Origin of the sequence: Rhodococcus sp. NPDC059234 (genome assembly GCF_042754225.1) — a bacterium.
Taxonomy (GTDB): domain Bacteria; phylum Actinomycetota; class Actinomycetes; order Mycobacteriales; family Mycobacteriaceae; genus Rhodococcus_G.
In genome coordinates this window covers 18,771-42,707 of sequence record NZ_JBHZAH010000035.1, presented here as the reverse complement: position 1 = coordinate 42,707, position 23,937 = coordinate 18,771, and the positions used below count along the sequence as shown (strand labels likewise).

Sequence of the window (23,937 nt, the reverse complement as noted above, 5' to 3'; positions counted from 1 at the left end):
CCCGACCGCTTCCGGTCGGGGGCCAACTGCTTTTGCGGTTACGTCACCGTGACGAATGGTCCTGGTGTGGCGGGGTCGGCGCATGTCGCGGTGTTTTCGGGGGTTTCACGTGAAACGGCGCGCCTCGGATCCGAATCGGGTTCGGGCGGTGCGTTCCTCGTATGCACCCTTCAGTGATCGAGCGTTGACCGTGATCGCGACGTCGGTGTGGCTCCGCATGAGCGATGACACCGTGTCCGTGGTTGGTGTTGTAGGGGCGAGACCGATCACCGCCTGACCCCCAGGGGCCGAGCCGCTGACGATCGGGCGCCACTCCCCTCCCCCGGGCACTGCCGGGTCGGGCGCGTTGGTGCCGGCGAGGTTTCACGTGGATCCGGCTCGAGGATCGCGACGGTGACGAGACCATCGACTCCGCGCTCCCGTTGCCAAGCTGAGGTTGCCGCATCGCGTACTCGACGATGGAACGCGGGAACCGGCTCGAGGACGCGTCGCCGACGGTGGGGCGTGCACACGGCGCATCGAATCGACGGGAACTCGCACGGCGGCCGCGTCCCCGCCCCGACTCACGCCCACCGGTGCTGCCGCTCCGGTGCGGGCGTTGTCGTCGCTTGTGCCGGCGTCGAGTTGCGTCGACACGGGTCCGGTGACCGTCGTATGGACGGTCGATCGGTGGACTCGGCTCGGGGCACTGCGGGCGGACCGCGACACGCGGACCGAGCCATCGCCCACCGAGCGGGATCGCGATGGTCGAACCCTCGTCGAAGCGATGCTCGATTCGGCGACCGGGTGCGAGTCGCACACCCGGACGACCTGCCCTGTGCCGACCCGCTGCCGGGGGCGCCGGCGTCCCGCTGTCGTGCGGTGCCGCGGGTGGCGGTCGTCGCCGCGGGTCGCACCGATCCGGGGTGGTCCGCGCCGTCAATGTTTCACGTGAAGCCGCTGTTTCACGTGAATCCTTGACGGTGGAGCGTCCCGCACCGGTTCGGGTGCGCGACGGTGCGAGTCGACCATGCTGCCGGTGGCGTCGGGTATGTCGCCCGATCGGTGGTGCCGCCGTCGAGGCGGACGGCCTTCTGCCCATCTCGACCGCGGGAGGCGAGAGCGTGGTCACCGTCCCGGCTCCCTGCTCGAGGGGGTCTTTGCCGTACTCCGCGATGTCATACAAGAAACGTCGTCACTCGAGCAACGTCATTCGAGGGCGTGGCACCGCCGACGTCGTGCGGCCGGGGTCGTGGGTGCAGGCCGGAGACGAGTGCTCTCGGTTCACCGGCCCGCCGATGCCGTGCTGGCGTCGACCTCCCGCGCGGGCGCGTCCGTCGCGCCGACGAGGTTGCTCGCGCCGATGTTTCACGTGAATCGTTGTTTCACGTGAATCGTCATGGGGAGGCAACCTCGACCGGAACCACCGCCGCCCGCGGGACGCCCGACCGGCTGCCCTTCGTGGAGAACCACACCCAACCCCTCCCCTCCCCCACCGCCGCAGAACCGCGTACGGGTACCGACCGCATGCGGCCGCAACCCTCGAGTGGATCCGCGGTGGTGCCGACCCGATGCTCCTGCCTGGAGCGGGTGGGGGCCTACCGGGATTCGAGGTGAAGCGATCCGGGCCAGGGTCCGGCACACGCCGCCGACCACCCGCGGGTCGCACGCTCGGCCACCCCGTTCGCTGAGTCGCGTTGCGAGACGACCACTCCCCTCCCCCACCGTTTCCGCACCCGCGCGAACCTTCGGCGGTGAGGGGAACGACGTCCAGGCGGGAGTCGCGCAGTCCCCGAGTCATGTTTCACGTGAATCAGTACGTTTCACGGCGCCGAATCCCTGAGGTCCCCTGAATACGGTGGAGAGGGCCCTACCCCGCGTGATGGTCGTATGGGGGGGCGACGTCCCCGTGACAAGTGGTCCCCACGGGTGGAGTGGAGACCCGGACCCTCCGATCGGTGGGCCTGGGTACGGGCGGTGATCGACTCGCACCCGTCCGCGGGGTGCCCACCTACGTCGCACGCGATCATGCCTCGCGTCTCGCCCCGGAGCCGCCCCGTCCGGCGGTCACGTTTGCCGCGCCTCCCGGTGGCCACCCCTCCCCTCCCCCGCCGGGGGACCGCGCCGGACGGATCGGGTAGAGCGGTCGCACAGCCGATTTCGGCCGTTCGGTTTGTGCAATGCAGAGCCGACGCGGGAAGATGTTTCACGTGGAACAGACCGAGTCCGAGGACATGCCCGAGGCCGCCAGAACCGTTTTCGGGGACCGTCTAGACATCGCCCGGAAGTATCGAGACTCCCTTGCGACGGACGGTGTAGAGCGAGGCTTGATCGGACCCCGCGAGGTCCCCCGACTCTGGGATCGGCACCTCCTCAACTGTGCGGTGATCGGGGAGTTGATCGCCGAGGGCGAATCCGTCGTCGATGTCGGCAGCGGGGCCGGTCTGCCCGGCATCCCCCTGGCGATCGCGCGCCCGGACCTCCGGATCACCCTCGTCGAGCCGCTCCTGCGACGATCGGTCTACCTCGCCGAGTTCATCGAGGCGGCCGGTCTCGACGTTCGAGTGGTGCGTGGCCGCGCCGAGCAGCCCGGCGTCCTCAAGGAGGCCGGCGGGGCCGACGTCGTGACGTCGAGGGCGGTGGCCCCACTGGAGAAGCTGGCGCGGTGGTCCATCCCCCTCGTACACGAGCACGGCAGGATGCTGGCGATGAAGGGATCCAGCGCGGCGGAAGAGATTTCGCGTGACCGCGCTTCCCTTTCCCGGTTGGGTGCTGGCAAGCTAGAGATCGTCGAATGCGGTGTCGACGTCCTTCCCACTCCGACGATTGTGGTTCGTGCGGAACGTGTTCCGCGACGGTCCCAACGCCGATGAGGGTGGTCGAGCCGGTGGGTTCAGTCGTGGTGGTCGAGTCAGTTCAGTGAAGGAGCAATACATGTCGGGTGGACCCGAAATCTCTGTTTCACGTGAAACGGAACACAGCGCCTCGAGATCCACCGACAAACCGTCCGGTAACGGAACCGAACCCCACTCCCCCAGTCCGTACGCGGGCATCTCCGTGGAGGAGACCCCGATCGGCGCCGCGGCCCAGCGCGCCAGTCAGGTACTCCACCCCGCCAGCGTGTCCCTGCCCAAGCCGGACCGCAGGCGGATGCTCACGATCGCCAACCAGAAGGGTGGCGTCGGCAAGACCACCACGGCGGTGAACCTGGCGTCCGCGCTCGCGGTGCAGGGGTTGACCGTCCTCGTGGTCGATCTCGACCCCCAGGGCAACGCCAGCACCGCGCTCGGCGTCCCGCACCACTCCGGGACCCCGTCGAGCTACGAACTCCTCATCGGCGAGGCCACCGCCCAGGACGCGATCCAGAAGAGCCCGCACAGTGATCGGCTGTTCTGCATTCCCGCGACGATCGACCTGGCCGGCGCGGAGATCGAACTCGTCTCCATGGTGGCTCGCGAGGGCAGGCTGAAGAATGCGCTCTCCGAGGCCGCACTCTCGGAGATCGACGCCGACTTCATCCTCATCGACTGCCCGCCGTCGCTCGGATTGTTGACGGTCAACGCGCTGGTCGCCGCCAACGAGGTCCTCATCCCCATCCAGTGCGAGTACTACGCACTCGAGGGCGTGGGTCAGCTGCTGCGCAACATCGATCTGGTCCAGTCCCATCTCAACCCCGATCTCCACGTCTCCACCGTGCTGTTGACCATGTACGACGGGCGCACGAAGCTGGCGGACCAGGTCGCCGAGGAGGTGCGTAACCACTTCGGGGACGCCGTCCTGCGCGCCGTGATTCCCCGCAGCGTCAAGGTCTCCGAGGCGCCCGGGTACGGGATGACCGTCCTCGACTACGATCCGGGTTCACGTGGCGCCATGAGCTACCTCGACGCCGGCCGTGAACTCGCCGCCCGCACCGCATCGACCAACGCGCAGGAGAACTAGTGAGTCAGAGAAGCAAGGGCGGGCTCGGCCGCGGCCTCGCGGCGCTCATCCCCACGGGCCCCGACGCCGGCCCGCGGCTCGGCAGCGCGGCCGCCGACGTCATCATCGGCAATGCCACCGCCCCGGTCGTTCCGAAGCCCGCGCCGGCGGAGCCCGTCGAGGAAGCCCCGGCGGATCCGGCGACGAACGGCAAGGCCGGTACGAAGAGCGCCCGCAAGACCGTGATCACGGTCGAGGCGACGCCCGACGACGCCACCGATCTCGCCCCCATCGGCGCTAGCTACCGGGAGATCCCGGCAGCGCAGATCGAGCCGAACCCCAAGCAGCCTCGCTCGGTCTTCGACGAGGAGGCGCTCGCCGAGTTGGTGCACTCGATCCGCGAGTTCGGCCTGATGCAGCCGATCGTGGTCCGCCGGATCGCCGCCGACCGTTTTCAGCTCGTCATGGGTGAGCGGCGTTGGCGTGCCAGCCAGGCCGCGGGACTCGAGAAGATCCCGGCGATCGTGCGCGAGACCAACGACGGCGCGATGCTGCGCGATGCCCTGCTCGAGAACATCCACCGGGTGCAGCTGAACCCGTTGGAGGAGGCCGCGGCCTACCAGCAGCTGCTCGAGGAGTTCAACGTCACGCACGACGAGCTCGCCAGCCGGATCGGGCGGTCCCGGCCCGTCGTGACCAACATGATCCGACTGCTCAAGCTCCCGATCCCGGTCCAGCGCCGAGTCGCGGCGGGGGTGCTCTCCGCGGGCCACGCCCGGGCGCTGCTGTCCCTCGAGGCAGGTGCGGACGCGCAGGAACTGCTCGCCGCTCGCATCGTCGCGGAGGGGTTGTCGGTGCGGGCGACCGAAGAGGCGGTCACGCTCGCCAACCGCGACGGTGGCGATCTGCCCACTCCCCCGGTCAAGCGCAAGCCGATCCAGATGCCGGGTCTGCAGGACGTCGCGGACCGGCTCTCCGGAGCCTTCGACACCCGCGTGACCGTCAGCCTCGGTAAGCGCAAGGGCAAGATCGTCGTCGAATTCGGGTCGGTGGACGATCTGCAGCGCATCGTGGAGATGATGGAGACCCACGGGCCCCAGTAGTCCCGAAATCCCAGGTCCAGGCACCCTCGGCCGATCCGTCACTGTGACAATAGAGCGGATCGGCGGGGGTGCTGGATCGGGAAGTTGCCGAAATCTTCTGTTCTACAACAGTTTTCGTGCGGCACCCGTCCGGTGGGGGCCGCGGTCGGATGGATCGCCTATCCTTGAGGGTGCGAATGTGTCAGGTGGGGGTCTCGGCCCGCCACTGCGATGTCTTGGAGGCGGAGTCAGGGTGACGATGCGCATCAACCCGCTCACCCTCGACGGTCTCGACCAGCTGCCCCGCCACTCCCGGCGCTGCGTCTTCTGGGAGATGGATCCCTCCGCCCTCCGGCGGTCCCGCGAGTTCTCCGATCCGGAGTTCGAGAAGGAAGCCTGGCTCTCGATGGTCATGCTCGAGTGGGGCTCGTGCGGGCAGGTCGCGACCCTCGACGGCAGGCCCGCCGGATGTGCCCTCTATTCGCCACCCGGCGACGTGCCGCGTGCCAAGCTCTTCCCCACCTCGCCGGTGAGCCCGGACGCGGTCCTGCTGACCACGATGAGGCTCGAACCCGCCGCGCAGCTGGACGGGGTGGGCCCCAGCCTGATTCAGGCCGTTGTGAGCGATCTGGTGCGCCGCGGCGTGCGTGCCCTCGAGGCGTTCGGCATCGTCCGTGGACCCGAAGACGAGGCCCCGGCAGGCAAGGCCGGCCACGAGTGCGGCCCCACGGAATGCATGATCGAGGCCAGCTTTCTCGAGGACATGGGGTTCGAAGTCGTTGCCGCACATCGTCGCTATCCTCGACTGCGGCTCGAGCTGGATCGTGACCACGGTTGGAAGGCGGACGTCGAGTCGGCCCTCGAACAACTGCTGATCGCCGCCTCGCTGACGGTGGTCGACATCGAGCACAAGTCCACCGTCGGTGCCGTCTGACCCCGCGACGTTCCCCGGACGATCAGCTGACGGCGACGATCCGGGTCAGGCCGGGTCAGCCTTCGCGAGCTCCTCGGCGAGAAGCTCCTTGAAGGTGAAGGTCCCGGTCGGCTGGTCGTCCTGACCGAGCAGGTACAGCCGCTTGACCGCGATGAGGATGGCCTCGGCGATGATGTCGCGGTTGCGCGGGTTGATGAGGGTCTTCACGTCGGAATCGTTTGTGAGGTAACCGATGTCGACCTGAACCGTCGGCATGTTGGTCAGCCGCAATACGTCCCAGGATCGGCCGTGTGTCCGGCAGTCCTGTAGCGGTGCGCGCGCGACGATTTCACGCTGGATGAAGCTCGAGAGCACCTGCCCGATGCGGGAGGTGGCACCGTGCGAGTTGCCGAAGTGGAAGCTGGCGACACCGTTGGCGTGCGGGCTCGCGCTGCTGGCACACCGCAGCGAGATCATCAGGTCGGCGTCGAAGGCGTTGGACCGTTCGGCCCGTTCCGCTGTCGACGGGTTCGCGTTCTGCGGCCGCGAGAGGAAGGTCTCCATGCCGGTCGCCGCCATCCGGCCCTCGAGGCGGCTGGCGAGGTCCCAGAGGATCTGGGCCTCGGTGAGCGGACCGTTCGGGGTGTTGAGCAGCGCACCGGTCGCGTCGCCGCCGAGATCCGGGTCGATCACGATGCGCTTGCCGCTGAGCTGCGGGCCGGAGCGTCGGACCGACTCCTCCTCGGTGATCGCGTGCGGCGAGCCGCCGGTCACCCGGGTGCCGAGCAGGTCCAGCGACCGCAGCGTCGCGGGACCGCAGATGCCGTCCGAGGAGATGCCGATCTCGCGCTGGAAGGACGACAATCCCTCGTGCGTCTGCGGCCCGAAGTAGCCGTCCACCCGGCCGGGGTAGAAGCCGAGGTCCTGGAGGCGGGTCTGCAGGGTCGCGACGTCGTCGCCGTACAGCGGCGCCGACAGCTGGTAGGCGAGGGTGCGTGCGCCGAGCCGGTACGACGCCTCCTTGAGTGAGCGGTACGTCGCGGCTCCGACGACGCCGTCGACGAGCAGTCCCCGCTGCTGCTGGAAGGCCCGCACGGCGCTGTCGAGGTTGTGGTCGAACACCGCGTCGGGCGCGATCCACTGGGAGCCGTTGACCGGCTCGCGGCCGACGACGGAAACGCCGTTGTGCAGGAATCCCAAGGCCGACAGGGTGCCTCGAATCTCGGCAACGGCGGGACCGTGGTCGCCGTGACGGAGTCGATGCATATCGTGCGGGCCTTTCCTTCGTCCTGACGGCGCTGCGATGCGCGCCGCGTCGATCGATTGTCGCAGAAGCCCCCGAGATTCTGGGAATCTCGGGGGCTGCGATATCGGCTACAGGACGTCGGAAAGGTCCTTGAGCAGGGCGGCCTTGCCCTTGGCGCCGACGATCTGCTTGATCGGCTTGCCGCCCTGGAACAGGATCATCGTGGGGATCGACATGACCTGGAAGTCACGCGCCGCCGCCGGGTTGGCGTCGATGTCGAGCTTGGCGACGGTCAGCTTGTCGCCGTGCTCGCCCGCGATCTCCTCGAGCACCGGCGCGACCATCTTGCACGGTCCGCACCAGGTCGCCCAGAAGTCGACCAGCACGGGCTTGTCGGAGTCGAGGACGTCCTGCTTGAAGGAGTCGTCGGTGATGGTGATCGTGTTCGCCATGGGGGTCTCCTCGGGTGACGGAACTACGGGGACGGTGGGTGGTCAGGCGTCGCGGGTACTCGGGCTAAGCCTCCGCGGGTACTCGGGCTAAGCCTCCGCGGGTACTCGGGCTAGGCCTCGACGGCGACGGGCGCGCCGGCGGCGTCGACGGTGTTCGCGGTGATGTCGCCCTTCTCGGCCAGCCAGCGCTCGGCGTCGATCGCGGCGGAGGCACCGGTGCCGGCGGCCGTGATGGCCTGGCGGTAGGTGTGGTCGACGAGGTCACCCGCGGCGAACACCCCCGGGGCGGAGGTGTGGGTCGTCGGCGACTGCACCCGCACGTAGCCCTCGTCGTCGATGTCGACCTGACCCTTGACCAGTTCGCTGCGCGGGTCGTGGCCGATGGCGACGAACATGCCGGTGATCGCCAGGGTCGACTGTTCGCCGGTCACGGTGTCGCGGACCACGAGGCCGGTGACGCTGTTCTCCCCGAGCACCTCGATCGGCTCGGCGTTGGTGACGATCCGGATCTTCTCGTTGGCCTTGGCGCGCTCGAGCATGATGCGGGAGGCGCGGAACTCCTCGCGGCGGTGCACGAGGGTGACCGAGCGGGCGAAGCGGGTGAGGAAGGTGGCCTCCTCCATCGCCGAGTCGCCGCCGCCGATGACGGCGATGTCCTGGTCCTTGAAGAAGAATCCGTCGCAGGTGGCGCAGGCGCTGACGCCGCGCCCGAGCAGGCGCTCCTCGCCCGGAATGCCGAGGTAGCGGGCGGCCGCGCCCATCGCGAGGATGACGGCGTGCGCGTAGTAGGCCTCGCCGTTCACGACGACCTTCTTCACCTCGCCGGTCAGGTCGATCTCGTCGACGTCCTCGGTGCGGATGTCGGCGCCGAAGCGCTTGGCCTGCTCGCGCATCTCGTCCATCAGGTCCGGGCCCATGATGCCCTCACGGAACCCGGGGAAGTTCTCCACCTCGGTGGTGGTCATCAGGGCGCCGCCGAACTGGGTGCCCTCGAACAGCAGCGGCTCGAGTTCCGCGCGGCCGGCGTAGACGCCGGCGGTGTACCCGGCGGGTCCGGAACCGACGATGATCAGGTCGCGAACCGAGGTCGGAGTAGTCATGCGGGCCTTCCGGGAGAGTGAACGTTGTCTGGCTCAACACCAGACTAAGGGGTGATGTTCCCGGCCCTCGAGCCCGATGCGGCGAGCGTCACATAGGGCTCGATCAGCTCGGCGGCCCGCGCCTGGACCGAGCCGACGTCGGCACCAGCCTCGATCTGCCGGGTAGCGGCGTGAACCACCGCGTTGATCAGTTCCGCAGTGGCGACCGGATCGCTCGCGCCGAGCTCGGCGAGCGCCGCCGTGAGCGGGGCCACCAGCTGTCGGTGCATCGCCGCGCTGGTCTCGTTGATGCGTTCGCGCGGCGCGATCGAGGAGATGGCCGACGCGATCGCGTGCTCGCCGTCGGCGACCAGGTCGAGGTTCGCCCGGACGTAGGCCAGCACCCGACGGTCGGCCGCGCCCGCCGCGACCATCTCCAGCTCGACCCGCGCCGACCAGCGCGGGAACGAGTCCTCGATGAGTGCGTCGAGCAGGTGCTGACGGGACTTGAAGTACTGGTACATGCTCGACCGGGCCAGGCCGGCCCTGGCCGCGACCTCCGCGAACCCGGGGATCTCGGCGGTGCCTTCGGCACTGCTCTCGGCGAGGAGGTCGCGGGCGGCGTCGAGCAGTGCGCGTTGCTGGGCTGCCCGGTGCTCGGCAACGGTGGGCGCGCTGATCCGCGGCAACGTTCCCCCTCCGGTGCTGGCGGCCCGGGCGCTGCGCTCGGATCGCGGTGGGGCGACCCCCGTCATCGGGTCACCTCGGTCGTGCACATCGTAGTCAAGGGGAACCGTCACGGTGGGAAAGCGCCCACTCTCCGACGGTCCGACCGCTAGCCGGCCGCGACGCTCGGCGAAGGCAGGTTCGTGACGGTCTCGCGCACCACGCACCGGGTACCGGTGTAGATCGTGGGCATGCACTTGTTGCAGTGGATGCACCGCCCCTCGGCCGCCCGATCGCCGCGCATCCGGTTGACGAGGTCGGGTTCACGCAGGATCGCGCGTGCCATCGCGACGAACTCGAAGCCCTCGTCGAGCGCGTTCTCGATGGTGTCGACCCGGTTGACGCCGCCGAGCAGGATCAGCGGCATCGAGAGGATCTCGCGGAACTGCCGGGCGAGGGGAAGGAAGAAGGCCTCCTCGAAGGGATAGGTCGGGAACAGGTGCGGGCCGTACACCTTCAGTCCGAGCCCCACCAGTTTCGGTTGGGACGCAACGAATTCCGCCATCGGAACCTCGCCGCGGAAGAAGTACATCCCGTTGAGCAGCGAGCTGCCGCCGGTCAGCTGCAGGGCGTCGAGGTGCCCGTCCGACTCGAGTAGCTTCGCGATCTGCAGGCTCTCGTCGAGCCAGAGGCCCTTCGGTACGCCGTCGGTCATGTTGAACTTGGCCGTCACCGCGACCCGGTCACCGACCGCGGCCCGGACCCGCTCGATCATCTCGCGGGGGAATCGGGCCCGCGCCGCGACGCTGCCGCCGTAGCCGTCCCGGCGCTTGTTGAGGTTCGGGCTCATGAACGAGCTGAGCAGGTAGTTGTGACCGAGGTGCACCTCGATCGCGTCGAACCCGGCCTCGACGGCGACCCGCGCCGACCGCTCGAAGTCGGCGGTGACCGAGGCCAGCTGGGTCGTCGTCGCTCCGCGCACCAGACCCATTGCGGGAGCGCTGATCCGGGTGGACGGGGCCAGCGTCGGCTGCTTGTTGGACAGGGTGTTGGCGACCAGTCCGGCGTGCCCGATCTGGGCGGCGGCCAGGGCGCCCTCGGCGTGCACGGCCTCGGTCAGCCGGGTGAGGCCGGGCAGGCTGGCCTCGTTCAGCACGAGGGTGTCCCGGTGCACCCGGCCCGACTCGGACACCGCGCAGTAGGCGACGGTGGTCAGCGCGGCGCCGCCGGCCGCCACGGCGCGGTGGAACTCGACGAGCTCGTCGGAGACGGCACCGCGAGGCATGACGCCCTCGAAGGTGGCGGCCTTGACGATGCGGTTGCGCAGCGTCAGCGGTCCGAGCTCGGCGGGTTCGAAGATCTGCGGCCGGGGGGCCGGGGCGGGTGGAGTGGTCGTCATCGGTGTCCTCGCGCTCTGCCCGGAATTACGGTGCCACCGGACTCGTAATGGGGAGGGTATAGCCCCGACGGCCACGATGGAAGAGAATTCGGGCCAATGAATGCCACCGGATCTGGACGACCCCGCGACCCCCGCATCGACGCCGACGTCCTCGCGGCGACCAGGGACCTGCTGTTGGAGGTGGGATTCGACCAGCTCAGCGTGCGGGCGGTGGCGGGACGGGCGGGTGTCAGCCGGGCGGCGATCGCCCGCCGCTGGGAGTCGAAGGCCCAGCTGGTCCTCGACGCCGTGCTGGGCGTGACCCCCGACCTGACCCCCTTCGACGGTGCGGACCGTGCGGGCTGGATTCACTGGGTGGTGACCGGCAGCTCGGCACTGTTCAGGCAGCCGGAGGTCCGCGAGGCGGTCCCGGGACTGCTCGCGACACTGCGGGACCACGACGAACTGCGTGGAGCACTGTGGCGCAACTTCGCGGGTCCGGCCGCCGCGCTCTTCCCGGGCTCGGCGGGGGCGGCTACGGGCGACCCGGACACCGCGCGGGCCCTGCTGGTCCTCGGCGCGGGCGCAGCGCTGTTCCTGTCGTTGATCGCGCCGGAGGAGGACACCCCGCAGATGCGGGCGAAGGTGCTCGAGATCCTGATGCCGGTGGCCGACGGGTCGAACTGACGGGAGCGGGTGGTGTCAGCCGATGTCGGCGCGCGCCAGCGTCGCGGGATCGTCGGTGCCGCAACCTGTTCCGACCACCAATGCGGTGATCTGCGGCGGGCGCGGTCCCGCGAACAGCATGAGGATTCCCGCCACGCCGCGTAGCCGCACCGGACCGGAGCCGAGCAGTGGACGGGAGGGGTCGATTCCGTTCGCGAGCAGGCAGGCATCGCGTGCGGCCGGGGATTCGAGCGGGCCGAGGGACGAGTGGCCGAGCACGCTCAATGCGGTCGCCGGTTGCAGGGAGTCGCCGATTTCGACTCCCCCGTCGGATCGGCCGGGCTGGGGCTGCGCGAACAGGGGCGTCGCCGGCGACGGAGAGTCGGGCTGCGATTCGGTGGTCAGTTGGGCGACGCCGATCGCGGCTCCCGAGGCGACGACGAGCACGGCGGCGGCGGCTGCTGCGAGCCGGACCGGACTGCGCCCGCGGCGGGTCGAGAGCGCGATCGGGGTGGCCGGGGCCTCGGCGAGGGCCCCCTGGATGCGGGTCAGGACCTCGGGCGGGATCGGTGGTGCGGGCGGGTCGAGGGTGCGCAGCGCGCCGAGGTCGGCGCGCACCGCGTCGAGTGCGTCGAGCGTGCGCATCGCCTCGGGGTCCTGGATCGCCACGGCCCGGAGTCGATCGGCGAACTCGGGGTCGAGCACCCCGGCGTGAAGGTCGGCGAGTAGTTCGGGGTCGAATGGGGGGAACAGTGCATCGTCTCCCTGGGCGACCATTGACACCTCCCTGCGATCTAAGAGCTACTGGCTGTACCGAACTCGGTGCAGGGCCGCTCGCTGTGCGCCCGCTGCGATTCCCGTCACAGGAATTAGACCCCGTCCGGAGTGATTTGGTTCCGATCGTTCTGCATATATTTGAGCCGTTGCGCGAGTTTGCTTCGGGCGCGGGCACATCGGCTCTTCACGGTGCCCTCGGGAACACCGAGTAGCGCCGCGGCCTCCGCCACGGAATAGCCTTCCAGATCCACTGCGACGATCGCCGCGCGTTGCTCCGCCGGCAGCGTGAACAACGCCTCCTCGATCGCCATCGACGTCTCTCGGTCGGACATTTCGTCGCGGGCTCCGGCCGGCTCGTACTTCTCGTCGTCCGAGAGCGGCACGGTCGGTCGGGCGCGGTTGCGCCGTATCCGGTCCAGACACGCGTTGACCACGATCTTGTGCAGCCAGCTTCGCACCGCCGCGTCCGCCCGGAAGCTCGCCGCCGTGCGGTGTGCGGACAGCAGCGCCTCCTGCAACGCGTCCGCGGCGTCCTCCGGCGTGTAGCTCGTCCGTTTCGCGGTCTGCCACAGGTGGTCCTGGTGCCTACTCAGTAACTCTGCAAAAGCGCGTGCGTCCCCCGACGCGTGCGCCGCCAGCAACTGGGCGTCTGTCATGCCCTCGCCGGCGATCCCCCTGTTGATTCGCACGCGCGGATGCTAACCGACCGCGAGGTCTGCGGCTACTCCCCGGCGTCTGACCTGGGAGATCTCGTGTCGACTAGCGCGCCTTCGAGAATCCCAGCTCGGCGATGGAGGTCTGGTTCTTGCCGTCGTCGGTACCGAGCTTGGTGATCCACACCAGCACCCGGGTCGCGTTGCCGTCGCTGGTCACCGGGATGGTCGTCACGCCGTCCTTGAGCACGCCCGTCCCGATCACCTGGGTCTGGTCCAGCGTCGGGTTGTCGCTCGGTGCGGTGCGGATCTCGACGGCCGAGCCGACGCTGGGAGAGGTGATCGTGACCTCCCCGAGCGCGGCCGGCTGCGCGAGGTTCACCAGCAGGCCGACGCCGGACTTGAACGACGGGAACTGCTGGAAGTACGTGTCCGTGCTCCACTTGGTGGCCGGATTTCCGTCCACCGCCAGACCGGCGGTCGACGGGTTGTCCGCCGACCCCTGCGGGGAGTACACGGTGGCACCGGCGGGCACGATCGGAGAGGGTGCGGCCACCGGAGCTGCCGAGGGCGAGGGCGCGTCGCTGGGGCCCGCCGCGCTGGTGGTGAGGCCGATGTTCTGCTCGTTCAGCGGCTCGGTCGAGCTTCCGCCGGCGAACAGGTTCGCCAGCCACCATCCGACGAGTGCCAGCACGATCACGGTGAGCACGCCGAGCGCCGCGAGGGCGATGAGCATGCGGTTGCTACGGATCTTCCGCTGCTCGGCGTCCTCGGGATCGGCAAGGGCGTGACCGGACGAACCGGCGGGCCGCTGGCCGAGCCGCAGCGCCGGCATGAGATCGGTCTTCTGGTCGACCACCGAGGCCTGGTCCAGCACGTGCTGGACGGTGGCCGCGGTGCGGATGCCGCCGCCCTGCTCGAGGGAGCGGACCGCGACCGCCGAGATCTCGAACGGGACCTCGGGGCGAATCTTGCGCGGCTCGACCGGCTGGCCGTCGTCCCCGCGGTCGGCCAGCTTCATGCCGCCGACCGTGTTCGCCGGGCGTTCCCCCGCGGCGGGCGGTGCGGCCCCGGCCTCGGGTGCCGGAGCGGGCTCCGCGAGCGGCCAGCGGGCGGTGATCAGGCCGTACAGCATGGCGCCGAGGCCCCGCACGTCGGAGCTGGCGTCCGCATCGGCCAGGGTCGCGGGGAACGCGAGCACCGCGTCGCCGCTCGCCGAGATCCGGACGCGGTCCGGGTGGTCGATCGAGAGCGCGCCGCCGCCGCGATGGGCGGCCTCGGCCGCCGATGCGAGGGCGCGGATCGCGCGGGCGGCACCGATCGGCGACGGCACCGTCTCGGCCATCTCCCGCAGCGACCGGCCGGGAGTCCACTCGGCGACGACGATGCCGCCGGAGCTGCCCCGGACCACGTCGAGCACCCGGGCCAGGCCCGGGGAATTGATCCGCCCGAGCCGAAGGGTGCGCGAGAGGACCGCCTGCGGACCCTCTGCTTCCGGTGTGTCCGCGCCGGCGCGCTGGTCGGCGTCGACGAAGGTCAACGCGACCTCGCGGTCGAGCTTGGTGTCGTGTGCCTGCCAGAACTTGAGCCCGCGCGCACCGCCGTGCGGGGCGAGCAGGCGGTACCGGCCGCCGGCAACGGACGCCCCCGCCAGGAGCTTCGGGCCGCGCTGCGTGCGGCGGGCCGTGGGCTCGCCGACACGCATCGGCGGCAGCTGCGGCGAACCGATCGGGATGATCCCGGTGTCGACCGTGAGGTCGCGCTCCGGTCGCACCGAGTCGGCAGGCCGCTTGTCCGCCCGCGCCTCGGCGTTCTCGGTTGTGCGCGTTGCGGATTGGGGTGCCGACGCCTCCACCGTGGACCCGGCAGATTTGCCGCCGGTAACGTCTTCGTCGCTCACCCTCGCTCCTTCGCGCATCTGGCTGGAATTCTCCCCGCCCGAGATCGGCGCCCCGGTACGCCCGGCACCAGGGTACGGGAGTTGCTGCCTGCTATTGAGTGGTACCTGAGCACGACCTATCACGGGAAGCAACTCGGTGTCGGCCTCGTACATCGAGACCGAATCCGCCGTGGCAGCCGTGGAGACCTTCGGTGCCCTGCCGAGCAGTCGGTTCACGAGACGCGTCACCGCGACGGTCCCGGCCACCACCTCCGGGATCCCGGCGATGCGGAGCAGCGCGAAGGTCAGGCCGAGCATGATCACCGCGGACACGCCGACCTCGACGAAGGCGCCGGGGCCGCCGAACTTGTCGGCGAGCCGGCCCAGGCCCAGCAACTGCTCGGCGGCGAGCATGGTGATACCGCCCGCCACGGACGCCACCACGACGAGGAAGGCCGTCTTGCCGACGTTCGCCATCCGCAGTGACCCGAGGCTGCGCCGCAGCAGCACGCCGCCGATGATCGCGCCTGCGGTGAAGCCGAGTCCGTTCGCGACACCCAGCAGGCTGACCACCTGGCTGTTGTCGGAGGCCACCGTCGGTGCCAGCAGCGACAGACCGACCTTCACGCCGGTGATGCCGAGGATGATCCAGGTGGGCGTCCAGGCCTGCTCGCGGGCGTAGAACACGCGAAGGTGGATGAGCACCAGCGCGTACGGGATCAGCGTGAACGCCGACCAGCTGACCGCGTGTCCCAGCCGCTCGGCGTCGGCAGACCCGAAGTTGCCGTAGCCGAACAGTGCATGTCCGACCTGCGGTCCGGCGAAGGTGAGGAAGATGACGACAGGCACCAGCGAGACCATGGTCAGCCTGGTCGCGACGGACAGGTCGTCGACGACGGCGGGGGTGTCCTCGGCGGCCGCGTTGCGGCTCAGTCGAGGCATGATTGCGGTGAGCACGGTGACGCCGAGGATGCCGTACGGCAGCTGCAGCAGCAGCCACGCCTGCTGGTAGATGACGGGTCCGGCGGCGTCGACGGAGGCCGCGACCCGGGTACCGATGGTGAGACCGATCTGGCTGATCAGCACGTACAGGACGATGGCCACGCCCATGCCCGCGAACAGCCTGAGCCGGTTGTCGATCCCCCACAGCGGCTTGAGGCTGATGCCCTGCCGCCGGATCGCGGGCACCAGGGTCAGGACCTGGACCACGACACCGAAGGTGAAGCCGAGGCCGAGGACCAGCAGGCGTGCAGTGGTGACCTCGTCCCCGCCGGGCAGCAGCCAGTAGATGCCGAGGACCACCAGGACGGTGAGATTGTTCAGGACCGGCGCCCAGGCGCCCGGCCGGAACACCTGTCGGGTGTTCAGCAGCGCGGTCAGCAGCGCGGAGAGGCCGTAGAAGAAGATGGCGGGCAGCAGCAGGTAGGCGAAGTGCGTGGACAGCTGCTCGTCGACCTTGCCGTGTTCGGGCAGGAACAGCCGGGTCAGCAGGGGGGCGGCCGCAACCGCCGCCAGCGCGGCGGTGCCGAGGGTGACGACCGAGATGGTGAACAGTCGCCGGACGAAGGCCGCGCCGCCGTCCTCGTCCTCGTTCTCCGCGCGGACCAGGACCGGCACCACGATCGCGGTGAGGACCGCGCCGAGCACCAGCTCGGAGATCATGTTCGGCATCGTGCTCGCGACGGTGAACGAGCTGGCCGCGGCCGCGCCGAGGGTGGTCAGCAGCAGGACCTGCTTGAGGAAGCCGGTGATCCGACTGACCAGGGTCGCGATGGCGATGGAGCCGGTCGACGCGATCAGTCGGGAGTTCGAGTTGGGGTTGTCGTCCCCGCCGTCCTGCTCGGTGGGGCGCTCCGGGGCGGGCGGCGCCTCGACCAAGGGGGTCGATGCGGGTCGCCGGACAGGGTCACCGGGCAGGTGGCGCTGCGGAGCGGCGCGCTGCGGGACCGGCTGCGGTCGGTAGGGCCGGGGTGGTCCCGGCTGGGACTGCTGGGGACGGCGAGGCTGCTGGGGTTGCTGAGGCTGCTGGGGGTACTGAGGCGGGTACGGCTGGTGCTGCTGAGGACGGGGTGCCTGCCGGGGATCGGGGTAGGACCGCTCCCAGGGCGCCGAAGACGAGGGACCCGCCGCGCCCGGTCGCTCCGCACCGGTGCCGCCGGGTCGCTGCGAACGCTCCGCTCCGGTGCCCTCGGGTCGCTGCGAACGCTCCGCTCCGGTGCCCTCGGGTCGCTGCGAACGCTCCGCTCCGGTGCCCTCGGGTCGCTGCGAACGCTCCGCTCCGGGACCCGGTGGTCGCTGCATGCTCCCAGTCATCGAGCTTTGTACCCTTCATCCGCTGGGTCCGGCTGACCCCGGAACCGGTGCCAGAGCCGCCGTCCCGCAAGTAGCAACAGTAGTGCGCCCGCGCAGCCGGTGATGATCACGAGCACCTTGCCGTACGCATTCGAGCGAACCGACACGGCCGCCGGCTCGCCCAACTCCCGGTCGCTGGTGGTGGTCAGCGCGACGTTGACGACCATCTTCCCCGAATCGGCCACCTTGGCCGGGACCTGCAACGCCCGACTGCCGCGCGCCGGGAGTTGCTGGTCGCCGATGTCGGTGACGGTCATCCCCGGCGGTGCCGAGATACGCAGTCGCACCGTGATTCCGACCGGCAGGTCGTTGCGCGCGACGAAGAGCAGCGGACTCTGCTCCGAGGCCAGCGTGTAGGCGCCGCCGGGTGCCAGTACGGTCACCGAGCCGTATATCCGGTGCATTGCCGCCTGTACCTGTGCGATCCGCTGGTCCGCCGCCGCCGAGGCTGCCGGCCTGTCCCCGCTTCGCCTGCCGGACGAACTCATCGCGCGCAGCAGGTCCTCGCTCAGTGGGGCGGTGTACCGGACCGGCGTCAGGGCCGACTGCGGATCGTTGACCAGTGTCGCGGTCAATGCGTCGATCTCCGGCGCTTCCGCGGCCGCACCGTCCTGTACCGACGTCGGCGCGCCGTCCTTCACCGCCTGCTCGGGGTAGTCCAGGTCGAACGGCGGCTGCGGCGCGGCCCGGTCCACGAGTTCGGACAGCGCCCGCGGCGTCGCCAGGCCCGATCGCAGCATCGTCGAGACGGTGGAGAGCACCGCCCTGGCCTCGTCGCCGTCGACAGTCCACTGCTGCGGCGGCACCAGCAGCAGCGGGCGCGGGTTCGCGTTCGCCAATCGGGTCTGGGTGGACCGGGTGGTCAGCGACAACCAGGTGACCGCGCCCAGCGCGTCCTGCAGCCGGGCGGTCCGGGAGTCGTCGGCGAGGTCGTAGCGGGTGCCGGCGGGCCCGAAGGTGGGGGTCTGCGGTGCATCGCCGACCCCAGCGAGAGCGGTGGCCGCGGGCACGTCGAACAGCGCCGCGTACAGCGGACCGCCGTTGTTGCCCCCGTTCAGCGGAACTTTCGCCTGGGTCGTGTCGTCGGTGAGGGAGTTGGCGGCGAGCAGGGTCGTCGGCCCGAGACCGGGAAGCCCGGCCGCGGTCGCCGGATCGAGGACACCGACGTCCGGCCAGGTCAGTCCGCGCAGGGAGGTGACGCCGAGCAGGGTGTCGACGATGTCGGCGGGAGAGGTCACGGCACGCGCGGTCAGGGCCGGGTCGCCCACGCGGTGCAGCGCGGTCAGGTCCACCTGCGCGAAGGGGACGGCGGTGGTGCACATGTGTGGGGCCAGTTTGCGGAGCCGAGCCAACCAGTCCACGGCCGCCGCCTGGCCGGTGCCGGGGTGAGCCCGGCCGGTCGGGTCGGCCGGATCGTCGACCACCAGGTAACCCGCGGTCATGTTGCCGACCGTGATCAACAGGTCGGGGTCGATCGCCAGGCACATGCTGTCGGCGAGCTTGTGGTCACGGTCCACGCCCTCGCCGGTCGCGAACTCCGCCGCCGCCACGAGCTGCTCGAGCCGGCCACCGGACGCGAGCGACGAGGCGAGGTCGTCGTCGACGAGCCGCACCTTCTCGTCGGTCGAGCCGGGGATCCCGGCCGCCAGCCGCGGCTTGTCCGCCAGCGGCCACATCAGCGTCGCCGCGACCGGGTCGGCGGTGGACGGGGGCACCGGCGCCGCCTCGGGCCGGTTCGGATCGCTGCTGCTGGGGTCACGGGGCACGCCGAGCACCGGCAGGAGGAAGCGGGCGTCGTCGAGGCGAGCCTGCCCGCCGTACTCGGGGGTGCCGTTGACGTTGACCAGCATCGGATAGACGCCGGGATCGGTGATCTGAAGCGACGCCCCGGTGGTCGAGCGCAACGGCATCGAGAGGCGGAACGTCTCCGACTGCCCGACCTCGAGTTTGTCGCGGACCGGGGTGAACTTCCCGATGACGTCGAACTGCTCCTGGTCGGCGCTCAGCACCGTGCGCAGCTGGTTGGGTGCGGACACCGCGGGTGCGCGCTGCAGCCGGACCTGCAGGTCGCGGACGGGCCGGTCGCCGACATTGGTGACGGTGCCCGAGACGGTGACCACGGGATCGCTCGACGTGGTCACCGTCGACGGGGTCACCGCGTCGACCGACAGCGCGACGAACCGCTGCTGCGTGGGACCGGTGGTCGCGTGCGGGGTGCTCGTGCGGGCGGGCGCGGGTGCGCTCGAACCCGCCGGCGGTGTGGTCGTCGTCGGCGCTGCGCTCACCGAGGCGAGAAATCCGGGCGGTGTAGCGGCAAGAGCCAGTGTGGTCAGGGTCGTCACGGTGAGGCGACGCAGGAACGTCCTCATCCGTTCTCTCTGGTCGTTCGGCCGGCTCCGGAACCCATCCGGTCGATCAGCGCACCCGCGACCTCGGCCAGCCGGCGTTCGTCCGCGTACGCGAGTCTGGAACCCAGCTCGGCCAGAGGGACCCACGCCACCTCGGTGACCTCGACGTCCTCGTCGGACAGTTCGCCGCCCTGGAAGCGGAGCAGATAGTGGTGCACCGTCTTGTGCACGCGGCGGCCCTCGGTGACGAACCAGTAGTCGATGCTGCCGAGTTCGGCGAGCACGGTGCCGCGGATCCCGGTCTCCTCTGCGACCTCACGCATCGCGGTCTGCTCGGCCGTCTCGCCCTGCTCGATGTGCCCCTTCGGCAGCGACCACAACAGCCGGCCCCGACGATCGGTGCGGCCGATGAGCGCCGCGCACTGCTTGTCGCGGGGGCCGTCGAGGCCGTCGACGACCAGGCCGCCGGCGGAGGTCTCGCGGACCGTGCGCATGCGAGCGTTCGAGCGCTCGCCGTGCCCGCTTCGACGCCGCGGGTTGCGGCGGCTGCGATTCGCACGTTCGGCAGGAGACACCCAATCGATACTAGTTGTCCCGCCCGACCAGGCCCGAATCCCACACCGGGTGACGGGCGTGCGGTGTCCGCGGCGGCGGAGCCGGCCCGCAGCGTCGGTAAGCTGCACAGTCGTGGTTTCCCCTACTCCCGACGCCGACCGACGCGCACGACTTCTCGCCTCCGCGACCGAGACCCTGCGCGCCCTCTCGGACGTGCTGACTCCGCTCGGTGCGCGATTCGCCGCCGCGGGACACGAGTTGTACCTGGTCGGCGGGAGCGTGCGGGACGCGGTGCTGGGCAGGCTCGGCACCGATCTCGACTTCACCACCGATGCGCGCCCCGAGCAGGTGCAGGCGCTGCTCAAGGGCTGGGCCGACAACCAGTGGGACACCGGCATCGACTTCGGCACCATCAGCGCCGCGAAGTCCGATCAGCAGATCGAGATCACGACCTTCCGCACCGACGCCTACGACGGGGTCACCCGGAACCCCGAGGTCCGCTACGGCACCAGCCTCGACGAGGACCTGATCCGCCGCGACTTCCGGGTCAACGCGATGGCGGTGCGGATCGGCGCGGACGGCGGCCAGGAGTTCGTCGACCCGCTCGGTGGCATGGACGACCTGCTGGCGGGCGTCCTCGACACCCCCGCCGCCCCCGAGATCTCCTTCAACGACGACCCGCTCCGGATGCTGCGGGCCGCCCGGTTCGTCTCCCAGCTCGGCTTCGCCCTGACGCCGCGGGTGCACCAGGCGATCGTGGACATGGCCGGACAGATCGACCGGATCACCGCCGAACGCGTGCACGCGGAGCTCGACAAACTGATCCTCGGCGAGTACCCCGTCGACGGCATCAACGTCATGTGCGAGACGGGCCTGGCCGCCCGGGTGCTCCCGGAGATCCCGAACATGGAGCTCGAGATCGACGAGCACCACCAGCACAAGGACGTCTATCAGCACTCGCTGACGGTGCTGCAGCAGGCGATCGATCTCGAGGACGGCGACCCCGACCTCGTGCTGCGCTGGGCCGCGATCCTGCACGACATCGGCAAGCCGGACACCAAGCGCAACGAGCCGGGCGGCGGCGTCAGTTTCCACCACCACGAGGTGGTCGGCGCGAAGATGGTGCGCAAGCGGATGCGGGCGCTCAAGTACTCCAAGCAGATGGTCGACGACGTCGCCCAGCTGGTGTTCCTGCACCTTCGCTTCCACGGGTACGGCGAGGGGCAGTGGACGGACTCGGCGGTGCGCCGCTACGTCACCGACGCCGGCGACCTGCTTCCCCGGCTGAACAAGCTGGTCCGCGCCGACTGCACCACCCGCAACAAGCGCCGGGCGGCGAAGCTGCAGGCCACCTACGACGACCTCGAGCGGCGGATCGCGCTCCTGGCCGAGCAGGAGGACCTGGCGCGGGTCCGGCCCGACCTCGACGGCAACGCGATCATGGAGTTGCTCGGTATCCCGGCGGGACCCGAGGTCGGGAAGGCGTGGACCTTCCTCAAGGAGCTGCGCCTGGACCGGGGACCGCTGCCCCGCGAGGAGGCCGAGGCCGAACTGCTGAAGTGGTGGGCCTCCACCGAGCACTGAGCGCCGCCGGGGCGATCCCCTCAGCCGGTGACCGCGCGGATCAGCTGCGTGAAGTCGAAAGAAGCCGTGAGGCTGGGTACTTCGAGGGTGAAGGTGACGACGTCGCCGTCGCGTGCGGCGCTGACACCGCGGATCCCGTGCGGCAGCGCGGGCAGCGGAACCGCCCGCGCCCGCAGGTACCGGCGCGGTACCGGCAGTCCGCGCCACCGCGCCTCGAACACCCCGATCTGCACCTTGTCGTCGATCAGCATCGCATCGACGACGGCCCGCAGTCGGCGGTCGCGGTGCTCGGCGTGGAACAGGCCCGACTCACCGTCGCACACGGTCCAGCCGTGTCCCTGCCCGTTGATCCAGTCCAGCAGGTCGGGCACCGCGATCCGCCCCTGCACGTCGATCTGTGCGGTGTGGACGCGCGACGGTGCGCCGGGCACCAGGCGCACGCCGTTGGCCACCGCGGTCAGTTCGGTGACCGGCGGGCCGCTCCACTCGACGTCCGTCAGCCGGACGCGGGACTGCAGGTGCGCCCCGCGGCGGCGGATGCGCAGCGAACCGAGCAGCGCCGTCATCGGGACACCCTGCGGGCTCACGGTGATTCGTCGTCCGACGTAGCGCCGCGCGATCCCGGAGCTGACCACTGTCACCAGGGTGTCGGGCAGCAGCGCGGTCGTCGTACCGGCACCGAGCGTCGCCACCGGATCGAGCCAATCCGATGCCAGCGAGGTCCACGACCTTTCGGCGCCCACCCGGGGGACGATAGTCGTCAGTTCAATTTCGCGTGCATCAGGTAGACGTTGTAGCTGTCCCACTCGGACATCGTGAAGTACAGATCGTGTTCGGTGGACCACGGGTGGATGAAGCCGCCGTACATCTTCGGGTAGTCGGCGGAGAGAACCATCGGAGCCCCGTCGGTCCAGGCTCCCTGCGGACTTGTGGCCTGGCGCAACACGATTGCGCCCGCGATGGTGTCCAGGTAGCTCATCTGCCAGAGCCCGCGGGACTCGTCGTAGCGCACCGACAGTTCGGCGGCGGTACCGCTGAGGATCGGTGTCGGCGCCGACTCCCCGATCGGCGTCCAGTTCCCGTCCTTCCAGTACTGGTAGGCGGTCTTGTTGAGGACCTGGTCCTTCTGCACTCGGGCCACCGCGACGGTGCCGAGCCTGCCGTTGGGGGTGCCGAACATGTACACGTGGTCGCCGGCCGGGACCATGCTGGCCACCTGGAAATGATTGAGGCCGAAGATGTTCTCCCACTGGGCATACGGGTCCTTGGTCCAGGTCTGGCCCTGGTCGTCGGAGTACGCGATGCCGCCGCGGTTGGTGTACCACATGCCGGGGATCATGCTCCAGCGCCGAACCGACATGTAGCTCATGTACTGCCGGTCGCCGATCGCGAAACCGGAGGTCGGGATGGTGGTGGTCTCCCAGTTCTTGATCTTGCGGCTGCCGAGCACTTCGACGGCGTGGCAGCGGCTGTCCTGCACCATGGAGTCGATGGTCATGCCGTCGGCGAGGTTTCGATCGGTGCTGTGCCCCAGCACATTCGACCGCCAGTCCTGCCCGTTGGCGCCCGGCGGCGCCCAGTCCTTGCCGAAGGTGTCGCCGAAGACCACCGCGACCTCGCCCGGCTTGGACTCCCAGGTGATGCCCAGGTCGGTCCCGTTGACCTGCCAGCGCTTGTCGGTGCGGTTGATCGAGCCGTGCCCGGTCAACTGCGAGACGAGCGTGGCGTCACCGACCTTCGGCGCGGCCGCCGCGCCGGCGACCGGTGCGGGTTCGACCGGCGGGGACTGCGGGGCCGGCGCGGGTGGAAGTGGTTGGCCGGGGCCGGGAATCGGGATGGGGATGGGTTCGGGGTCGGGTCCGATGGAGAAGCGCGGCACCGACGATCCCCACGCCCCCGACCCGGACGAGGACGAACCCGACTCGTTCGACGCCGAGCCGGATGACCCCGCTGAACCGGATTCGGGCTGCTCGGGTGTGGCGTCGGTGATGTCGGGGCACGGGTCCGCGCACGGGTCCGCGGGCAGCGGGGCCTGCGGCACCCGAGTCTGGTCCTGCGGCGGGTCGGGAACCGGGACCGGGACGATCTCGGGCCACGGGATCTTGACGTCCAGGCTGCCGGGCAGTGCGGACTGGTCGCCGCCCTTCGAGGACGGGTCGAAGCCCACCTCGCCGCAGGCGTTTGTCGGGGGCGCAGCTGGCGCGGCGGCCGCGGGCCCGACCGCCAGGAGCGAGCCCGATGCAGCCAGCGCCAGCGCGCACAGTGGTGATCCGATCCGTTGGAACATGGTGCCCCCGTAACCCCGGTCGGCATGGCCGCGCGCCATGCGAGTTGCGGACAATTTACCAGCGCTGCCTTCTTCGCCTCGTTGCCGTCGATCGGTGGGCGGACAACACTTTCGACGCTCGTG

General features: G+C 70.1%; 18 protein-coding genes. 6 read left to right on the top strand and 12 right to left on the bottom strand.

Annotated features, from left to right (window positions below):
* Positions 1-2,180 precede the first annotated feature (2,180 nt).
* The 4 genes from rsmG (at position 2,181) to ACFXGJ_RS10475 (ending at position 5,913) form a co-directional block, all read left to right on the top strand.
* The gene (gene rsmG, locus ACFXGJ_RS10490) at positions 2,181-2,852 is read left to right on the top strand and encodes a 16S rRNA (guanine(527)-N(7))-methyltransferase RsmG (protein ID WP_378618651.1); all 672 of its coding nucleotides are present in this window, start codon (positions 2,181-2,183) and stop codon (positions 2,850-2,852) included.
* A gap of 61 nt (positions 2,853-2,913) precedes the next feature.
* Positions 2,914-3,918: a ParA family protein gene (locus ACFXGJ_RS10485; protein WP_378618643.1), complete on the top strand. Its 1,005-nt coding sequence runs from the start codon at positions 2,914-2,916 to the stop codon at positions 3,916-3,918.
* Positions 3,918-5,000: a ParB/RepB/Spo0J family partition protein gene (locus tag ACFXGJ_RS10480; RefSeq protein ID WP_378618640.1), complete on the top strand. Its 1,083-nt coding sequence runs from the start codon at positions 3,918-3,920 to the stop codon at positions 4,998-5,000. Before ACFXGJ_RS10485 ends, ACFXGJ_RS10480 begins: the two co-directional genes overlap by 1 nt.
* Before the next feature lie 232 nt (positions 5,001-5,232).
* A complete protein-coding gene (locus tag ACFXGJ_RS10475) occupies positions 5,233-5,913 on the top strand; it encodes a GNAT family N-acetyltransferase (RefSeq protein WP_378618638.1) in 681 nt (226 codons plus the stop codon).
* Positions 5,914-5,958: 45 nt separating this feature from the next.
* On the opposite strand, the gene ACFXGJ_RS10470 is transcribed toward ACFXGJ_RS10475, so the two are convergent.
* From ACFXGJ_RS10470 to ACFXGJ_RS10450, 5 genes are all read right to left on the bottom strand, one after another.
* A complete protein-coding gene (locus tag ACFXGJ_RS10470) occupies positions 5,959-7,158 on the bottom strand; it encodes an N-acetylmuramoyl-L-alanine amidase (protein WP_378618635.1) in 1,200 nt (399 codons plus the stop codon).
* A 108-nt stretch (positions 7,159-7,266) separates the two neighbouring features.
* A complete protein-coding gene (gene trxA / locus ACFXGJ_RS10465) occupies positions 7,267-7,590 on the bottom strand; it encodes a thioredoxin (RefSeq protein WP_378618628.1) in 324 nt (107 codons plus the stop codon).
* A gap of 110 nt (positions 7,591-7,700) precedes the next feature.
* On the bottom strand, positions 7,701-8,690 hold the full coding sequence (gene trxB, locus ACFXGJ_RS10460) for a thioredoxin-disulfide reductase (RefSeq protein WP_378618625.1): 990 nt from the start codon (positions 8,688-8,690) through the stop codon (positions 7,701-7,703).
* A gap of 44 nt (positions 8,691-8,734) precedes the next feature.
* The gene (locus ACFXGJ_RS10455; RefSeq protein ID WP_378618648.1) at positions 8,735-9,358 is read right to left on the bottom strand and encodes a TetR/AcrR family transcriptional regulator; all 624 of its coding nucleotides are present in this window, start codon (positions 9,356-9,358) and stop codon (positions 8,735-8,737) included.
* Between the two features lie 146 nt (positions 9,359-9,504).
* Positions 9,505-10,734 carry an NADH:flavin oxidoreductase gene (locus ACFXGJ_RS10450; RefSeq protein ID WP_378618623.1) on the bottom strand — a complete coding sequence of 410 codons (1,230 nt, stop codon included), beginning with the start codon at positions 10,732-10,734 and terminating at the stop codon, positions 9,505-9,507.
* Between the two features lie 96 nt (positions 10,735-10,830).
* Here ACFXGJ_RS10450 and ACFXGJ_RS10445 point away from each other — a divergent pair, with 96 nt between their 5' ends.
* Positions 10,831-11,400 carry a TetR family transcriptional regulator gene (locus ACFXGJ_RS10445; protein WP_378618621.1) on the top strand — a complete coding sequence of 190 codons (570 nt, stop codon included), beginning with the start codon at positions 10,831-10,833 and terminating at the stop codon, positions 11,398-11,400.
* A 15-nt stretch (positions 11,401-11,415) separates the two neighbouring features.
* Here ACFXGJ_RS10445 and ACFXGJ_RS10440 read toward each other — a convergent pair whose 3' ends face one another.
* The 5 genes from ACFXGJ_RS10440 to ACFXGJ_RS10420 form a co-directional block, all read right to left on the bottom strand.
* Positions 11,416-12,156 carry a hypothetical protein gene (locus tag ACFXGJ_RS10440; RefSeq protein WP_378618618.1) on the bottom strand — a complete coding sequence of 247 codons (741 nt, stop codon included), beginning with the start codon at positions 12,154-12,156 and terminating at the stop codon, positions 11,416-11,418.
* Between the two features lie 92 nt (positions 12,157-12,248).
* On the bottom strand, positions 12,249-12,845 hold the full coding sequence (sigM, locus tag ACFXGJ_RS10435) for an RNA polymerase sigma factor SigM (RefSeq protein WP_378618616.1): 597 nt from the start codon (positions 12,843-12,845) through the stop codon (positions 12,249-12,251).
* A 70-nt stretch (positions 12,846-12,915) separates the two neighbouring features.
* A complete protein-coding gene (gene murJ, locus ACFXGJ_RS10430) occupies positions 12,916-16,605 on the bottom strand; it encodes a murein biosynthesis integral membrane protein MurJ (RefSeq protein ID WP_378618646.1) in 3,690 nt (1,229 codons plus the stop codon).
* Positions 16,606-16,997: 392 nt separating this feature from the next.
* Complete coding sequence (locus ACFXGJ_RS10425) at positions 16,998-19,409, bottom strand: glycoprotein (RefSeq protein ID WP_378618613.1); 2,412 nt, start codon at positions 19,407-19,409, stop codon at positions 16,998-17,000.
* Positions 19,406-19,963, bottom strand: coding sequence for an NUDIX hydrolase (locus ACFXGJ_RS10420; RefSeq protein ID WP_378618610.1), 558 nt, complete (start codon positions 19,961-19,963; stop codon positions 19,406-19,408). The genes ACFXGJ_RS10425 and ACFXGJ_RS10420 overlap by 4 nt, the downstream gene beginning before the upstream one ends.
* 112 nt (positions 19,964-20,075) lie before the next feature.
* On the opposite strand from ACFXGJ_RS10420, the gene ACFXGJ_RS10415 reads away from it, so the two are divergent.
* The gene (locus tag ACFXGJ_RS10415) at positions 20,076-21,527 is read left to right on the top strand and encodes a CCA tRNA nucleotidyltransferase (protein WP_378618607.1); all 1,452 of its coding nucleotides are present in this window, start codon (positions 20,076-20,078) and stop codon (positions 21,525-21,527) included.
* Between the two features lie 20 nt (positions 21,528-21,547).
* Here ACFXGJ_RS10415 and ACFXGJ_RS10410 read toward each other — a convergent pair whose 3' ends face one another.
* Together ACFXGJ_RS10410 and ACFXGJ_RS10405 are read right to left on the bottom strand one after the other, a co-directional pair.
* Complete coding sequence (locus tag ACFXGJ_RS10410) at positions 21,548-22,270, bottom strand: hypothetical protein (RefSeq protein ID WP_378618604.1); 723 nt, start codon at positions 22,268-22,270, stop codon at positions 21,548-21,550.
* Between the two features lie 17 nt (positions 22,271-22,287).
* The gene (locus tag ACFXGJ_RS10405; protein ID WP_378618600.1) at positions 22,288-23,814 is read right to left on the bottom strand and encodes a DUF4185 domain-containing protein; all 1,527 of its coding nucleotides are present in this window, start codon (positions 23,812-23,814) and stop codon (positions 22,288-22,290) included.
* Positions 23,815-23,937: the final 123 nt, after the last annotated feature.

What these genes read in the sequence shown, in the direction of transcription:
- trxB (WP_378618625.1), bottom strand. Translation starts at nt 8,690, where the DNA reads ATGACTACTCCGACCTCGGTTCGCGACCTGATCATCGTCGGTTCCGGA.
- ACFXGJ_RS10470 (WP_378618635.1), bottom strand. Translation starts at nt 7,158, where the DNA reads ATGCATCGACTCCGTCACGGCGACCACGGTCCCGCCGTTGCCGAGATT.
- ACFXGJ_RS10450 (WP_378618623.1), bottom strand. Translation starts at nt 10,734, where the DNA reads ATGACGACCACTCCACCCGCCCCGGCCCCCCGGCCGCAGATCTTCGAA.
- ACFXGJ_RS10405 (WP_378618600.1), bottom strand. Translation starts at nt 23,814, where the DNA reads ATGTTCCAACGGATCGGATCACCACTGTGCGCGCTGGCGCTGGCTGCA.
- trxA (WP_378618628.1), bottom strand. Translation starts at nt 7,590, where the DNA reads ATGGCGAACACGATCACCATCACCGACGACTCCTTCAAGCAGGACGTC.
- ACFXGJ_RS10445 (WP_378618621.1), top strand. Translation starts at nt 10,831, where the DNA reads ATGAATGCCACCGGATCTGGACGACCCCGCGACCCCCGCATCGACGCC.
- ACFXGJ_RS10425 (WP_378618613.1), bottom strand. Translation starts at nt 19,409, where the DNA reads ATGAGGACGTTCCTGCGTCGCCTCACCGTGACGACCCTGACCACACTG.
- rsmG (WP_378618651.1), top strand. Translation starts at nt 2,181, where the DNA reads ATGTTTCACGTGGAACAGACCGAGTCCGAGGACATGCCCGAGGCCGCC.
- ACFXGJ_RS10440 (WP_378618618.1), bottom strand. Translation starts at nt 12,156, where the DNA reads ATGGTCGCCCAGGGAGACGATGCACTGTTCCCCCCATTCGACCCCGAA.
- ACFXGJ_RS10485 (WP_378618643.1), top strand. Translation starts at nt 2,914, where the DNA reads ATGTCGGGTGGACCCGAAATCTCTGTTTCACGTGAAACGGAACACAGC.